General features: G+C 40.7%; 18 protein-coding genes. 14 read left to right on the top strand and 4 right to left on the bottom strand.

All coding sequences use genetic code 11. The features are described 5' to 3' along the window. The first annotated feature begins 66 nt into the window (after nucleotides 1-66). The 10 genes from O3598_RS03640 to O3598_RS03595 all read left to right on the top strand — a co-directional run bounded on the left by O3598_RS03640 (nucleotide 67) and on the right by O3598_RS03595 (nucleotide 9,213). Nucleotides 67-840, top strand: a complete 774-nt coding sequence (locus O3598_RS03640; protein ID WP_060807989.1) for a ParA family protein — start codon at nucleotides 67-69, stop codon at nucleotides 838-840. Nucleotides 841-955: 115 nt separating this feature from the next. After that, a complete protein-coding gene (locus O3598_RS03635; RefSeq protein WP_281742209.1) occupies nucleotides 956-1,867 on the top strand; it encodes a ParB/RepB/Spo0J family partition protein in 912 nt (303 codons plus the stop codon). Beyond that, a complete protein-coding gene (gene hydF, locus O3598_RS03630; RefSeq protein WP_316063117.1) occupies nucleotides 1,867-3,144 on the top strand; it encodes a [FeFe] hydrogenase H-cluster maturation GTPase HydF in 1,278 nt (425 codons plus the stop codon). Before O3598_RS03635 ends, hydF begins: the two co-directional genes overlap by 1 nt. After that, nucleotides 3,138-3,659 (top strand): DUF4446 family protein, encoded by a 522-nt coding sequence (locus tag O3598_RS03625; protein WP_281742207.1) that lies wholly within the window; start codon nucleotides 3,138-3,140, stop codon nucleotides 3,657-3,659. Before hydF ends, O3598_RS03625 begins: the two co-directional genes overlap by 7 nt. Nucleotides 3,660-3,712: 53 nt before the next feature. After that, complete coding sequence (locus tag O3598_RS03620; RefSeq protein ID WP_009661386.1) at nucleotides 3,713-4,690, top strand: M23 family metallopeptidase; 978 nt, start codon at nucleotides 3,713-3,715, stop codon at nucleotides 4,688-4,690. 928 nt (nucleotides 4,691-5,618) lie between these two features. Next, nucleotides 5,619-6,197 carry a cob(I)yrinic acid a,c-diamide adenosyltransferase gene (locus tag O3598_RS03615; protein WP_371451803.1) on the top strand — a complete coding sequence of 193 codons (579 nt, stop codon included), beginning with the start codon at nucleotides 5,619-5,621 and terminating at the stop codon, nucleotides 6,195-6,197. Nucleotides 6,198-6,239: 42 nt separating this feature from the next. Then, the gene (locus O3598_RS03610; RefSeq protein WP_164733267.1) at nucleotides 6,240-7,370 is read left to right on the top strand and encodes a hypothetical protein; all 1,131 of its coding nucleotides are present in this window, start codon (nucleotides 6,240-6,242) and stop codon (nucleotides 7,368-7,370) included. A 23-nt stretch (nucleotides 7,371-7,393) separates the two neighbouring features. Beyond that, nucleotides 7,394-7,771, top strand: coding sequence for a GerW family sporulation protein (locus O3598_RS03605; RefSeq protein WP_005379443.1), 378 nt, complete (start codon nucleotides 7,394-7,396; stop codon nucleotides 7,769-7,771). A gap of 205 nt (nucleotides 7,772-7,976) precedes the next feature. Beyond that, the gene (locus O3598_RS03600) at nucleotides 7,977-8,435 is read left to right on the top strand and encodes an OmpH family outer membrane protein (protein ID WP_005375856.1); all 459 of its coding nucleotides are present in this window, start codon (nucleotides 7,977-7,979) and stop codon (nucleotides 8,433-8,435) included. 181 nt (nucleotides 8,436-8,616) lie between these two features. Continuing rightward, nucleotides 8,617-9,213 (top strand): hypothetical protein, encoded by a 597-nt coding sequence (locus tag O3598_RS03595; RefSeq protein WP_371451801.1) that lies wholly within the window; start codon nucleotides 8,617-8,619, stop codon nucleotides 9,211-9,213. Between the two features lie 120 nt (nucleotides 9,214-9,333). Here O3598_RS03595 and O3598_RS03590 read toward each other — a convergent pair whose 3' ends face one another. From O3598_RS03590 to O3598_RS03575, 4 genes are all read right to left on the bottom strand, one after another. Beyond that, nucleotides 9,334-9,690, bottom strand: a complete 357-nt coding sequence (locus tag O3598_RS03590; RefSeq protein ID WP_005379448.1) for an MmcQ/YjbR family DNA-binding protein — start codon at nucleotides 9,688-9,690, stop codon at nucleotides 9,334-9,336. A 228-nt stretch (nucleotides 9,691-9,918) separates the two neighbouring features. Next, entirely contained in the window at nucleotides 9,919-10,206 is a 288-nt protein-coding gene (locus O3598_RS03585; protein ID WP_038125136.1) for a cupin domain-containing protein, read from the bottom strand. Between the two features lie 430 nt (nucleotides 10,207-10,636). Continuing rightward, nucleotides 10,637-11,302, bottom strand: a complete 666-nt coding sequence (locus tag O3598_RS03580) for a hypothetical protein (protein WP_281742204.1) — start codon at nucleotides 11,300-11,302, stop codon at nucleotides 10,637-10,639. A 20-nt stretch (nucleotides 11,303-11,322) separates the two neighbouring features. Further along, nucleotides 11,323-12,279, bottom strand: a complete 957-nt coding sequence (locus O3598_RS03575; RefSeq protein ID WP_371451799.1) for a DUF1858 domain-containing protein — start codon at nucleotides 12,277-12,279, stop codon at nucleotides 11,323-11,325. 407 nt (nucleotides 12,280-12,686) lie between these two features. Between O3598_RS03575 and O3598_RS03570 the strand changes: the two genes are divergently transcribed. From O3598_RS03570 to O3598_RS03555, 4 genes are all read left to right on the top strand, one after another. Next, on the top strand, nucleotides 12,687-12,893 hold the full coding sequence (locus tag O3598_RS03570) for a DUF1659 domain-containing protein (RefSeq protein ID WP_005375915.1): 207 nt from the start codon (nucleotides 12,687-12,689) through the stop codon (nucleotides 12,891-12,893). A gap of 124 nt (nucleotides 12,894-13,017) precedes the next feature. Continuing rightward, nucleotides 13,018-13,239: a DUF2922 domain-containing protein gene (locus O3598_RS03565; protein WP_016476269.1), complete on the top strand. Its 222-nt coding sequence runs from the start codon at nucleotides 13,018-13,020 to the stop codon at nucleotides 13,237-13,239. 199 nt (nucleotides 13,240-13,438) lie between these two features. Continuing rightward, nucleotides 13,439-14,683 (top strand): DNA/RNA nuclease SfsA, encoded by a 1,245-nt coding sequence (gene sfsA, locus O3598_RS03560; RefSeq protein ID WP_371451797.1) that lies wholly within the window; start codon nucleotides 13,439-13,441, stop codon nucleotides 14,681-14,683. Between the two features lie 315 nt (nucleotides 14,684-14,998). Next, nucleotides 14,999-15,862: a HigA family addiction module antitoxin gene (locus tag O3598_RS03555; RefSeq protein WP_016476271.1), complete on the top strand. Its 864-nt coding sequence runs from the start codon at nucleotides 14,999-15,001 to the stop codon at nucleotides 15,860-15,862. The last annotated feature ends 5 nt before the right edge of the window (nucleotides 15,863-15,867 follow it).

Genomic DNA, 15,867 nt, shown 5'->3' with positions numbered 1-15,867 from the left:
TTCTTTTGCGTGCCCTATGTTATAATGAAATGAAATATTTTTGAACGTAAAGTTGAGGTGAATTTTGTGGGCAAAGTAATAGCGATTACTAATCAAAAAGGCGGTGTAGGCAAGACTACAACATCTGTTAATCTCAGTGCTTGTTTAGCTGATGCAGGCAAAAAGGTGTTATTAATAGATTTGGATCCGCAGGGTAATGCTAGTTCTGGATTAGGCATTGAAAAAGATGATTTGGAATTATGTGTTCACGATGTGTTGATAGATGGCGAAGACATTGCTAATGTTATTCAACCTACAATGCTTAAAAAGCTTTTTGTAGCGCCTGCAACGATTCAATTGGCTGGTGCTGAGGTAGAATTAGTAGGGATTGTTTCACGTGAAACAATTTTGAAAAAAGCCATTGCTTCTGTACGCGATGAGTATGATTTTATCATCATTGATTGCCCGCCATCTCTTGGTTTGCTAACTTTGAATGCTTTCACAGCTGCTGACAGTGTTTTGATTCCAATTCAAACTGAATTTTATGCCTTGGAAGGTGTTAGTCAACTTGTTAAGACGATTACAATCGTGCAACAAACATCTAATAAAGACCTTGTAATTGAAGGTGTGTTACTCACTATGTTTGATGGACGTACTAATTTGTCTGTCCAAGTGGCTGATGAGGTAAAATCGTTCTTTGGTACTAAGGTGTATAAAACAATTATTCCTCGAAATGTTCGCCTCAGTGAAGCACCAAGTTATGGGGAACCGATTATTGTGTATGATTCGAAATCAAAGGGTGCAGCTGTTTACACTAAATTAGCTAAAGAGGTTATTCGAGATTCTAAGAAAACGAAATAATTGGTATAGAATAGACTAAATAAATATGATTATGTAATGTAAGCACAAACTGTATATTGGTTTGTGCTGCATTTTATATATGCGGTGTGAAAGTACTAATAGATTGGGGATTATTATGGCGATGAAACAGAAAAAGGAACGAAAAACATTAGCAACAATGATGGGAGAGCAGTCCATAGAGACGGCTTTACCTGAACGTGAAGTTCACGAGTTGCCTATAGGGGATGTAATTCCTAATGAGGATCAACCACGTAAGAATTTTGATGAACAAAGTTTAGCTACTTTGGCTGAGTCCATTAAGAATCTAGGCATTTTTCAACCAATCGTCGTTCGCAAGCAAAAGGATAAATACCAAATCGTAGCCGGTGAGCGCCGCTATCGCGCTGCATTGATGGTGGGCTTAGAAACAGTACCTGTAGTTGTAAAAAATTATAATACAGAGGAAATGACAGAAGTCGCTTTAGTAGAAAATCTCCAACGTGAAGGTCTGGATCCGATTGAAGAAGCTTTGGCGTATCAAGGTTTGATGAATACGTATAAGCAAACTCAGGAGATGATTTCTGCACGACTTGGACGTAGTCGTTCATATATTGCCAATATGATGCGCCTTTTGAAATTAGCTGCATCTGTTCAAAAGGATTTGATTGAAGGCGATTTAACTGTTGGTCAAGCTCGACCTTTATTGGCTTTACGTAGTGCAGCGCAACAAGTAGAAGCAGCAGAGCGCATCAAAGAGGGCGAGTTAAGCGCTCGTCAAGCAGAGCAGCTCGTGAAAGCAATGATGTCTAAAAAGATTAAGTCTAAAGACACTACAGAGCCACATGATACAGCTGAGGTTCGCGCATTGGTAGATCGTTTAAAATTGAGCCTAGGTTCTCCAGTATCTATTAAATTTAGAGCTGGTAAGAAGGTACAAGGTAAAATTGAAATTGCCTTTAGCTCTGAAACTGAATTAGAACGTCTTATTGCGTATATGGATGTTCAGGAGAGCACAGAACATGAAGAAACAATGGAGTTTCGCGTATAATGGAACAAACACCAAAGGCTAATCGCGTACACATCGGCTTTTTTGGCCGTTGTAATGCGGGTAAGTCGACCTTAATTAATATGCTAACGGATCAACCAGTATCCCTTGTGTCTGAGGTGGCAGGCACTACGACCGATCCCGTTAGCAAATCTATGGAAATATTGCCTCTAGGCCCTGTGGTCATTACCGATACGGCGGGAATTGACGATACATCGGAACTGGGCGCTCTTCGCATTGAAAAATCCGAAGAAATTATCAAAAAAATCAATCTCGCTGTCTATGTGTTGCGTAATGATGAAGCGCCCACTGCTGATGATATGATATGGCTTAATACGTTGAAACAAAACAATGTGCCTATTGCATTATTCATCAATGAAATTAACGCTTCTGATAGTGAAAGCGCTCATGATAATGATAGCAATGGTAATGATACTAACCTAAATTATGTAGATGCGTATCCCGATTTGTCAGCTATTGCCACTGTCGTAGGTTCTACGGATTTTACATCGAATCGGGATCGTCTTACATTGCTCGATTTGCTAGGTGGTTTAACACCGCTCGATGTAGAAGGCGAGCAATCTCTATTACAAGGGTTAGTTGATCCAGGGGATACTATTATTTTGGTATGTCCTATTGATTCGGCGGCGCCAAAGGGTCGTCTAATCTTGCCTCAGGTTCAGACAATTCGTGAGATTTTGGACCATAAAGGCCTTGCCTTGGTATGCCAAACAGAAGAGCTACCGACCATGCTCAATAAGCTTTCACAAAAACCAAAACTCGTCATCACCGATTCGCAAGCCTTTGAAGCGGTGAATGCGTTGACGCCTGCGGATATTCCATTAACATCATTTTCCATCTTAATGGCTCGGTTCAAGGGAAAATTGCAGGATTTAGTAACGGGGGTGAAAGCCCTTAACAACTTGAAACCTGGTGCGCGTGTGCTCATCAGTGAGGGCTGCACACATCGTCGCCAATGCGATGATATTGGAACCGTTAAAATTCCGATGTGGCTTAAAAAGAAGGGGTATACGGATCTACAGCTTGAATTTACCAGCGGTGGTGCGTTCCCTAAGGATGTGAGCGGTTATGATCTTATCATCCATTGCGGGGCTTGTATGTTGACGCGTCGCGAGGTGTTACGGCGCATTGATTGTGCCGTTGTGCAAGGTACGCCTATTGTGAATTATGGTGTACTTATTGCGTCATTACATGGTATACTAGAACGTGCTATTAGTCCGTTTATGGACGAATTAGATAGAAAGGGTTTTGAATGTTAGAATCTATACAACCCTATATCGGTGTATTAGGATGCGCATTAGCCGTTATTTTATTGGTATATTGTATTATCCTACACATTAGATTAGGGAGCTTAACGAAGAAGTTCAATTTCTTCATGCAAGGTGAAAATGGGACTAGCCTAGAACGTAAACTTTCAGTAGAAATCACTGAAATTCGCGAGGCCGCAAAGGGATTGCAGAATATGATTGAGGAACAAACTCAAATTCGCAATATTCAAGGCAACACATTGCAAAAAATCGGCTTTAAGAAGTATAATGCTTTTGATAACATCGGCAACGATTTATCCTTTTCCCTTACATTGCTTGATGGCAATAATAATGGGGTTTGCATTTCCAGTATCTATGGCCGAAATGACTCTCGTATTTTCAGTAAACCAATTGTGAAAGGTAAAAGTCTCGTTAATCTTTCACAAGAGGAATTAGAAAGTTTAAATGAAGCGCTTGGGGAACGTACGAATGAGGAAGCGTTAGCGAGCGTTATCCATTCTCAATAGGCAAATCGCTTCGTTGTGTTCATATAGAGCGCACATGCATGATGAGTTGAGGAATGATTAAAAGTAAGGAAGGCATTTTGAAAGTACCAAGTATTTTGAGTTCTGTAGTGTCTCAGAATGGTGATAATTGCACCATTACATTGAGTCATAAACAAGCGAAGATTGTAGCTGTAGTGGCCGTAATCTTATTTGTAGCAGCACTTGTTTTATCCATTTGGGGCATTGCACGACAAGCAGAAATCGTTCAATTGCGTCAACAAACACAATTGCAAACAGAACAACTAAAACTGTTACAACAAAAAACAGAAGTGTTGGATAAGAAAATCCAAAACTTAAATCAAATTAGTGAAGAAAATAAACAAATGTTAAAGGGTGCTGAGTCCGGCACACCATCTCAAGGTGGTAGCGATGGCTCTGACCCAAAGCAGGAAGCCGCTAGCGATGAGACTAGTCCCACGCTAAGTGCGGCGCAACTTTCAGCAAGACTATCTAAATTAGATAAGGATGCACAAAAATTATTGGTTAGCTTCTACACGATGCGAAACATCTTGCGTGATGGTGGGGCTCAAGACATCGCTGCATTGCAACAATTGAACTACACCACAGGTTCTGGTGGATATACGAATAGTACAACGCCAAGCATCTGGCCAAGTAAGGGTGTTATTACATCCCCTTATGGCACTCGTGTCGATCCTGTGACCGGTGCTGCTAGCGCATTCCACGAAGGTGTCGATATCGCTGACGATTACGGCACACCTATCGTTGCTACTGCAGCGGGTACCGTAACATTTGCAGGCTACACCGAAGGCGGTTATGGTAACCTCGTAGAAATCGATCACGGCAACGGATTTGTGACTCGCTATGGCCACAATAGCGCCGTTCTCGTTACACCGGGCATGACCGTAAAACAAGGCCAAGTCATCGCCCTTATGGGTAGTACTGGTAAAAGTACTGGCGCACACGTACACTACGAAGTACGGATTAATGGGTCCGCGGTTGATCCCATGGTATTTTTGCCAATTAGTAATTAAATACGCTATAAGACGGGATACCCCCTGTTCGAAAGCCGACACGCTACTGCGCTTACGCGGAGCCCGAAGTCGTTTTCGAACAGGGGGTATCCCTTTTGGCGTATTACTAATTACTAAACTGGCGGGAGTGGGGAAGCTACTGCGCTTACGCGGAGCCCGAAATCATTTTCCGGAGGGGTCTATCTTTTTTCTATCTAAATTTAGTTGACTAATTGGCATAAAATATCATTGTACAATTTAGGATAAAGAAGTGTACGAGATTGGCTTATATATGCCTTATAAAAAATTAGAACAGGAGTGTTCTAATTCTGAGCACCTAATATATGTGCCCTAAAAAATAGAACAGGCGTGTACTAATTCTGGAGACCTAGTATATGTGTTTTAAAATAGAACAGGAGTGTTCTAATTCTGAGGACCTAGTATATGTGTCTTAAAAAATAGAACAGGCCTGTTCTATTTTTTAAGACACATTATAAGGAACTTATCTAACAAGTATTCATTATATCTCTTCCCAAACGGCTGGGTTGGTAGTAATTCATATACCATAATTGGTACATGTTTATATACTGATGGTATAGATATCACATGTGGGATAATCCTTTTTGGTTGATAATAATATCTATAGGATATTGTATTGGTGTATATTATTTTATAAGCATACGTTATTGAAGTGCTAGATAGTAAGATGATGATGGGGTTCTAAATCCGACTTTGGCCCTGCGAAGGCCGAAGGCCGTAGTCAGACCTGGCCGGTGGAGGATTTAGGGCCCCATCATCATCTTGTTTGGCACCAATGTGTAGGTAATATAATTAATGGATCAATAGATATTATTATCTTATGCATAATTAGGATTGCCTTTCATGTGATATCTATTCCTTTTCGTCTATAAATATTGTACAATTATGGTATATGAACGGAGGTATATCTATGAAGGCCTATGTACAAGTTTATACCGGCGAAGGCAAGGGTAAAACGACGGCTGCGATCGGCCTCGCTATACGAGCTATAGGCGCTGGCAAAAAGGTTTTATTTTTACAGTTCATGAAGTCTAAAGTGTATAGTGAACATAATATTTTACCGACCCTCAAAAATATTACATTAGAAACTGTAGGTAAACCGTTTTTTATCATCAAGGAAGGCATGAAGAGCAAGGATGAGCTCGCCAAATGGGGTGATGAAGTGGTTGTATTTGAATCAGGAAATCCACCCAAGGATTATGTGGCTCTCATTGAAAAGGGCTATGAACGCGCGTTAGAGGCTGTATCTAGTGGCGACTATGATTTGGTGGTTCTCGACGAATATAACATGGCTTTGTTCTTTGAACTCATTGATTGGAAAAAAACGGAGGTTCTATTAGAGGCTCGTAATCCGGAAACCGAAGTGGTGTTTACGGGGCGCGGGGCACCGCAAGAACTTCTTGATGTGGCCGATCTTGTGACGGAAATGAAGGAAGTTAAGCATTATTACATGCAAGGTGTAATGGCTCGCAAGGGCATTGAAAATTAGAGTATACTTTCACAAATCCCATAACCTAAGGAGGTGATGTGGTTGAGTATAGTCGCTATTGTGGCACTCGTCGTAGTGCTTCTCATCGTAGCGCTGATCATGATTATCCTACTAACGCCAATCACATATAGCATCGAATGGAACGGCAGGACGCCGTACCGCGTAGAATTGTCGGTTAAATGGCTGTGGCGCGTATTGTCGCTGCATCTCGCATATTTTCAGGGCAAACCATTTTTTAAACAACTGTATGTATTAGGTATGCAGAAAATAGGCCCTGTGAAAGAATACGATGAATGGATTCAACAACGGGTTGATGACGAATATCAGAAGGCTGTTGACGAATTTGAAAATGATCCGATGGCTGCGCAGGCGGAAGCGATGATGAAAGCCATGCAAGGTGATGGCCAGGGCGGTACTGAACCGACTGAGCCGACGACCGTTGGTGCTTCTGGTGAAAGCCTAGATGCTACGCGCAGTGCAGGGCAAACATCAGATGCACAAGGTAAACAGGTTCACGTTGAACGTGTTGATACATCTAAGGGTGATAATAAGGGTGCTGAAGCGCGGGCTGCACAATATGATTCAATTCGCGATAACCCGACGATGAAACCTGATGATGAAGTGGTAGAAAAAGTTACTTTCAATAGTGATGGCACCGTAAAAGAGAAGGTATTTACGAAAATAGACGGCTTGAAAGATAGCGTAAAATCGCGCTTTCAAAAACCAGATCCTAATGATCCGGTGGCTAGCTTTAAATCGAAAATCCCGACCTTTTGGTTCATGAAACATGTGACGAATACGGAATTGTGGCGTCAATTGTTGCTTGTTTCTAAGCGGTGTTATGACCATTCTAAACCACGAGATATCGCTGTAGAAGGGCGTATCGGCATCGGTGATCCTTTTAAGGGTGGCATGTTTGCTTCGATGTTGTACAGTATTTGGCCTGAACAGGCTGAACATATCGAGATTGATTATTTGAATTGGCATTTAGAAGGTAGCGGCCACATTAAAGGGCGCATTATTCTAGGCGCATTGGCATGGCACGGCACGCGATTCGTGCTTTCACAACCAATGCGTGCACTCATAGCTGAAACGGTCAAGGTCGTTTGGGTTAAGCGCAAAGAAAAGAAAGAATTAGAACGATTGAAAGCGGAACAGGCCGCTAACGCATAGTTGACATCAGTGGAGGTACTACGATGGAGAACAGTAACGTAAAAGAAAATTTAGAAGTCCTTTTTGAGAAGTTCAAAAATATGATTAAGGTGGAAACTGTAGTAGGTGAAGCGGTGCAAATCGGCGATACTACATTGGTTCCATTTGTGGACGTAACATTTGGTTTCGGCACTGGCACAAACCACAATACATCTGGCAAGAATCATGAATGTGGCGGCGGTGGCGGCGGCGCTCGCATGGAACCAAGCGCTGTGCTCGTGATCAAAGGCGAACGCATCGAGTTGTTCAACATTAAAGGCAATCCTTACAGCAACAGCTTTGATCGCCTTATCGGCTTGGTGCCTGACCTCGTGTCTAAATTGAAATCCGATAAATACATCTATCTTAATGACGAACAATAATAGATAGTAAATTTTTAATAAGGGTTCATGATGAATTCATGGGCCCTTATTATTATTTAATAGTATACAATTTAATTATTAGATGCTATATCTCATCTATGATTTTTGAGGGTTTTTACTTGTGAAAGCAAGTTAGATTTGATATAGTAAAAATAGTGCATTACATGTTTGTGTAATGGAACTTTACTGTTCAGGAGGATCTCAAATGAAATTAACTAAAAAATTGACAACATTGGCTATCGTTGGTGCTATCTCCGCTACCACTGCTGTGGCAAGCGCTGCTAACATTGGTTTAGTGCAAATGAGTCAAGTTGTAAATAGCTATCCTGGTTACGGTGCACTCGACATGAAAATGCAACAAGTAGATGCACAATACCGTCCACAAATTGAAAAGAAAATGCAAGAAATTGACAAAATTAAAGATCAAGCTCAAGCAGAAGCAGAATTTAATAAATCTGTAGCTCCATTGTTACAAAAAGAAAATGACGAAGTGAATAAAATTGCACAACCAATGATGCAAAACATTCATAACGCTATCGAATCCGTTCGCGTTGAAAAGAAAATGGACGTTGTATTAGACGACCCATACACAATCCGCGCAGCTGATGCAAATAGTAACGTTGAAAATATTACAGATGAAGTAATTAAACGTCTAAAAAAATAATATTTTAATGTCGCTTTGGCGATAAGTAAAAAGACACCCTCCTAAAAACTCCACCGGCCGGGTCTGTTCCTTTGGAACAGGGCCAAAGTCGTTTTTAGGAGGGTGTCTTTTTTCTCTCTAAATCACATAAAATATTATTTTTTTAGACTGTAGAGGAGAAAGGGACAAGGAGGGTTTAATTATGTCTATTATGCAGGTTTGTTGGAATTTGATGCGGTATCCGCGGTCTAAGGGGATTCCGTATATTATGGAGAGTGGTACGTTTGATCAAGCGCTAGTTTTTATGTTGCGTTTGTTTGGCATTATGCTTGGTTTGTCGGTGGTGGAAAATGGTATCATATTTTTTATCACGCCTGTAACTGTGCTAGATACAATTGTATCGATTTTAGGCTTTGTTTTTGCCTGGTTTTTCCTAAAAGGGCTTTGGCTTATATTGGTCTATTTTTATGTGAAAGCCACTAGTAATCGTGATCTTATGTTTCAGGATACGTTCATGGCCGTTTCGTATGCGATGGCCTTTGATTTACCTATAACCATCTTATCCTTACTCGGTGCTGTACTTGTTATTGTATTGAGCCTTGCCGGAGCGGGTATGATTGTGTTCGGAGTTCAATCTATTTTTTTGGGCCTAATCGCATTTGTATTAGCTATATATTATATGCTTTGCTCCCTTGGACTCTACCGTCAGATGTTAAAGACTACATCAATGCATATTATTATCATTGCTATTGTATATACTGTACTTTTAATAAGTGCATCTATGATGTTACGAGTATAGGTGAAAGTTATTTCATAAATATTAAACAATACAATACGTGAAAGCAAAAAAACGAGCTTAGAATGAATCTAGACTCGTTTTATTTTATGTGCTGAATGGGCAGATAAAGAATTTAGTATTTTATTTAGTCAATCGATAACTCATGTCGAGGAGCATTTTTATTCTTTCAGTAGGCACAGAGCCATCCAAAGAAACGGTTAGCCAATTGGCCTTATTCATATGATAGGCTGCGTATATGCCTGGTTCCTTACGAAAGGCACCAATCATGGTGGGCTCGCATTTTATGTTTAACACATCGATAGGCCGAATGTTTGACCATCCTAATTTATCGGTAGTAATATTCATGACAAGGGCGAACCATTTATGATTACTTTGATGGCGGTACACCTTGTAATGCGGGAACTGCGTCCAAGGCGTATTGGTGGTAGTATCCTCAAATTGATTGTGAATATAGGTTTCTAAATCTTCGCGTGTCATGTAAATCCTTCTTTCTCTCTTATATAATTAGTATATTCTCTTATGAAAGCAACTGCAAGTGATAATACTATATTCTATAGAAATACAGTTATAAAATTAAGATATTAGGACTAAGAATGTAAAAAACACCTATATATGGTAATAGTTACTGTTTTATGTAACTTACCACTTATAGGTGTTTTTTATATATAGACACTAAGGAGAGGAGGAGGTCATATCTATATAATCTTATTCAGGTTTATGAACGAGATTTACGATGAATTCGCTATCTTCAACAAGCGTTGCTTGAATATAGTTATCGCCATTAAATTCGAGAACTTCACCCGGTACGAGTACATGTTCTTCTGTTTCGTTAAGGAATACTTGAACAGTACCCTTTACAACAGTAAAGATAACATTGGCTTCAGGATGATTATGTTTTTCTACCTTTTCACCTGCTTTGCCACCTTTTTTTACGATTACATAGTTAGGGCCTTGGAATAATAAACCTAGATCTTTTTTTACTGTGCCTGCCATGATGCTGCACCTCCTATATTTGAAAGTATATGAGTAATGATTTATCTTATGGTTCTATTATAACTGATATTTTTTATCAATTCTGTGTCTGTAGCTACACTTTTATAAGGAATTTTAAATTAGAACAGGCCTGTACTATTTTTAAGACACATATACTAGGTCCCTAGAAATAGAACACGTCTGTACTAATTTTTTTAGACGCATATATTAGGTGCCTAGAAATAGAACACGCCTGTTTTAATTTTTTAGACGCATATATTAGGTGCCTGGAAATAGAACACGCCTGTTCTAATTTTTTAGGCACATATATTGGATCATTAGAAATAAAAAACGCGAGTGTAAAATTTTACACCCGCGTTTTCGTTCGTTTTTTGCACGTTTTCGTCCATTTTCAGTCGTTTTTCGTCCGTTTTAGCGAACGAAATGGTATTTATTTTTTAGCGATTGTATATAATCGTGTGCCATTGTCTTCGGTGGTGATAAGCTCGAATTCAGGATCGATAGCTTTCACAAAGGCCTCGAACCATGTTTGGTATGCGAGCATCATGAATTTAGGATCAACGCCTGCAGTGCGCCAGTAGCCAGCTTGTAAGCGGTGGTCGCCAACCCATGTGAAACGGTCAGCGCTGTCCTCAACGATTTGGTCGCCGCCGTCGCAAGGCATGCCGTTTACATAGAAGTTTTGAAGGGCATTGTAGATGGTTGGCGCCGTATGTTCTTCGAGGCTATCTTGGGCCACAACGCCGCATGCTTGACCTTGTACAGCGAAGGCATCGAGAATAGCGGTTACTACGTGAATAGCATTTTCATCAGCATTTGTATCGAGCATGTCTTTGATGAAAGCCGCTTCGCGGACGGATGCTATGTTGATTTGGTTGGAGAGCCAACCGTGAATGTTGTTATGGTCGATAATGTTTTCCAATGGAATGCTAGGGTTAATTGGTTCGCCGTATGTATCTACGGAGATGGAATGTAATTCCTCAGCAAGATCATCTACGACCTTTGTCGTTTTTTCAAGAATTAAGTTTTCACGCTCTACGAGCAATTGGATTTTGCGGTATAACCAGTAGTGAATGTGGCCTAAAAATGCGGACATGTGAAACTCCTTTATATTAATTATGCACCTTTGCGGGCAGTTTCTAGTTTGTTAAGTAAATCGTACACGTTGACGCCGTGGATTTCAGCGGCTTGCCATAGTGGTTCCATCGTAGAGGATGGGCAACCGAGGCAACCCATGCCGATGCTTTGTAGTACAGGTACTGTATTTGGATAGATGTCCACGATATCGCGGATGATTGTATCCGGTGTAATTGGTTGACCTGGTTCAAGGCGTGGCGTCTCAACCTCTGGATCATTGCCGTGACCTGGCAAGTTGACAATAGGTTCCGCTGCTTTTACTTCTGTAGGAGCCCCTTCAAGGTCGCCTAGTACAGCTTCTTTGAAAGCATCTAAGCCGATGCGGTCGATGAATTCACCCATTCGTTCGATTTGTGCATTTGCTTTGTAATATTCGATGATGCGGTCCACAAGTGCAAGGGCTTCTTTTTCTGTTGTTACCTCTGCAATGAGGTCGCCAATGCGTGGATGCGCACCGCCGCTGCCGCCAGCGTAGACGCTCCAGCCCTCAACAGAACCGATAACGCCAACGTCCTTCATGCGGCTTTCAGTACAAGAATTAATGCAGCCGGACACGCCGATTTTCATCTTGCTAGGCATTTCTTGGGACAAATATTTGCGTTCCAATTGCATGCCAAGATGCACGCTGTCTTGTTTAGCCCGTTTACAGAACGTTGTGCCAGGGCAAATCTTGACGCTGCGCACGCGGTTGGACACCATGTACGCCGGTTCCATGCCGAGCATGTCCCACGCTGCGTCTACGTCCTCAGCTTTCAAATTCGTAATCATAATGCGTTGGCTGCCAGTTAGTTTAAGAACAGCGCCAAATTTGTTCGCCACATCAATGTATTTTTGCAATTGATCTGGTTGAATAAAACCCGCTGGAATGCGCGGTGTAATAGCATAACGGCGTTGGCCGTTTTTAATTCGTTGTAAATTTCCTGCGATTTGAGCCATTGTAATCCCCTCTAAATTGTAATGAACTACTTATATTCTATCATATATTTTCACTGTGAAAGTCTCTATTAGCACATGCTAGAGATGATGCGTTTCGACGGTGATGTACGTCCAAACGATACATGTTCTAGAGAGCTAGTAAGAGATCGTTATGAAATGATTGTTATCATCATTTCAAATTACATATACTAGTATAATTCATTTTACAATAAAATAATGTGTCCCAAGCTACAAAAAAGCAAAAATTTTTGACCCTGTTTCACGTGAAACTAAATACAAAAGTACGGCCCTAAACCTTGATTTGGGGTCGTTTTTTCATGGGGAAAAATATTATTCCTCTTTTTGAAACGAATTTGCTTGTCACGAGCCTCCTTTTGGAATGTATATAGGTGAAAGGAGGTGATCAGATGGCTGAACTAAAACGCACAAAGTTAGTGTTACGTTTTAATATCGGTACGGAAGAAAAACCGAAGTACAAAGACGTCACTTTCACACGCGTCGCTGAAGAAGCTACTGATGATGCGGTCAAAATCGTCGGTACCGCATTGGCTGGTCTCTATGAGAACACCATTGCTGACGTAATACGCGTCAACGAAGTATCCCTTGGTCATTAATGTGTTTTCACTCATAATAGTTAGCACATAATGGCTGCGTGAAGGTTCGTAGTAATCCAAACCCTGTGGACCTATCGCGATCATTCCCATCCTTATGTATATGAATTAGAAAGGAGTGCCCAACATGGCTGATAAACGTGTGGTATATCTTAAATTTGCTACAGTCGATGGTAAAAGCGCATCGATCACAATTAGTGGACCTCGCACTGGCCTTACTTTGGAGCAAGCTAAAACGGCAGCTAATGCGCTAGTAGCGAACAAGGTAATCTTAGGCTCTGGCGACGCTCCATTGGCAAGCTTTACCTCTGCCAGTGAAGTATCTACGCAAAGTAAAGATTTGCAATAAAACAACATATCGCTAATGCATAGATAATTCTATCCCATCTGTGCTTAGCACAACTATCGCTGTTATGCGATGAATATCTTATCTCTGGTCATATGATAGCCTCGGAACCTGTCATATGACGCCTCCCAGCGGGCCGCTCTTCGGAGTGGCCCGTTTTGTTGTATAATGAACCTAGAATTATCTTGATGTAGGAGGAACGATGAAGGTTCTATACGATACAATTTTGAAAGCAACTTATACAGGCCGTCCCAATCGTTTTGTGGTGACCTTAGATCTTAATGGTGAAAGCGTACTTGCCCATTTACCAAATCCAGGTCGTATGTGGGAATTGTTATTTACAGGTGTTACGATGTACATCGTGCCTCATGATAAGCCTGATGCGAAGACGAAGTATCGCGTTGTAGGCATTGAACGTGATGGCGTTGTTATCATGCTCGATACGAATTATAGCAATGATGTAGCAGAGCATTTGATTGAAAACAAACTCATTCTTGGTTGGGAACAATGGCGTGTTGTACGTCGCGAATATACGGTAAAACTACATGGGGCGACATCACGCTTTGATTTACTCCTCACTAACGACGATGGTGAAGAATTCCTGTTAGAGGTTAAATCCTGCACCTTGTTCTCCAAGACCGGTGCCATGTTCCCCGATGCTATTACAGAACGGGGACGCAAGCATTTATTGCACTTACGGGAACTGCAAAATGAAGGCTACCATACGGGCGTATTATTCCTTGTACAATGGGACCAAGCTAAATGGTTCTTGCCAGACTACCATACGGATCTAGAATTTGCCACGACCTTTAAAGAAGTGGCACCATTCCTCGACTGGAAAGCCGTTGCTGTGGCGTGGGATGAGACTTTCACAATGCCTACCGTGACGCGCGCCTGCACCTATCCGAGCTATGTTCTCGACAGCGAAGCGCACGATAGCGGCGTATACATCATGGTGATGCACCTTGACCATGAACTAGATCTCGAAATCGGATCTAAGGGCATGATGCATTTTAATGCAGGTTATTACATGTATGTCGGCTCCGCCAAGGCGAATCTTACGAAACGCATTGAGCGCCATAAGAGAAAACGCAAGAAAATGCATTGGCACCTCGATTACTTCCGGGGCTATTGCGAAATGATTGCGGCCGTGCCCATTCGCACAAGTGGACTGCCCCTTGAAAGCTGGAGCCTTACTCACGAACCATACCCATCCATGCCGAGCATGCCAGACCCTAATGATGTAGATGTGAGTGTCGAATGTGCTTTGGCTGATGCGGTGGGTGCTATTGCTGAGTGGGAGGTGCCAAAATTTGGCTGCTCCGACTGTGATTGCACAAGCCATTTGTTTGGTATGACTGAAAATCCAATACATAATAAGGCCTTTATGGATGTGGTAGAAGACTTTAGGATGAACCAGCTGGATTCCATAATTGTTGAGAATTAATAAAGTAGCATATTTAAGATGTGTTAGTAGTTATTTCCAAAATGGAAACAACTGCCTCTGATGATATGTTAAAAAAAGACGTGTAAATCAATTTGATTTGCACGTCCTTTATATGTATTGAATTTGTATAATTTATTATTCTATATTTTAATTTACCTATTAGGTAAATTTCTATTTACAATTTGTTACAAAGGAGTATAATAGAATTAACCTAATAGGTAAATTATTATAGATGGCCATTTATATTGTATCTAGTCTCGTTAGATAGAGAGTCGGTGAGGCTAGAAGATTACCATTAGCCAAGGAGATACGCATATGAAAATTTATAGGAGTAAGACCTTTATAGCGATTCCACCAGGCATGACTATTAAAGAAGTTTTAGAAAATAGACATATGACTCAAAAAGAGTTGGCTTCTCGTATGGATATGAGTGAGAAACATATTAGTAAATTGATTAATGGTGAAGTACCTCTAACACAGGATGTAGCGTTACGTCTAGAACGTGTATTTGGCGTAGATGCAAGTTTCTGGAATGGTTTAGAAGCTGGATATAGAGAGAAAATACTAAAGGTAGAGTATGAAGATTCTATTGATGAGGAAATAAATTTTGCCAAGCCTTTTGGGTATGCTAAATTAGCTCGGTTGGGCATTGTACCAGAAACTAAAAAGAAAGCGGAACAAGTTAATAATTTACAAAAGTTTTTTGAGGTAGCATCTTTGAAAACTGTGGCTGATGAAATGGTTATGCCTTTGGTATATGAGAATATAAAGGATATGGATAAAGCAAAACAGAGTGCTATTTATACATTGGTACAAATTACAAAAGGTGAATCTCGATTTGTGGAGGTAAATCCTTATGATTGTGAATTACTTAAAACCTTTATTCCTCAAATAAAAGAACTTTCACAAGAATCTTTGACTGTGGCTAAAGAGCCACTTAAAGATATGCTAGCGGCATCTGGTGTTATTATTGTATATTTGCCTATCATTGATGATATAACATCTACATGTATTACGTATTCTAAGGGGAATGCCATTGTATTGGGAATACCAACAGCTGAAAATAAGAATTTTTGGCACTTATTAGATGAAGCTTTAAAAGGTTTGGTAGAACGAGATCATCCTCATACGAGTCGTAAATATCGAAATAATGATCCTGTGACCGTAGTGAATTATTAAAAGGG

The organism is Veillonella atypica (genome assembly GCF_041431435.1).
In the GTDB taxonomy this organism is placed as follows: Bacteria; Bacillota; Negativicutes; order Veillonellales; family Veillonellaceae; genus Veillonella; species Veillonella atypica.
The sequence above is the reverse complement of the archived record's forward strand: the minus strand, read 5'-3'. Positions and strand labels throughout refer to the sequence as shown.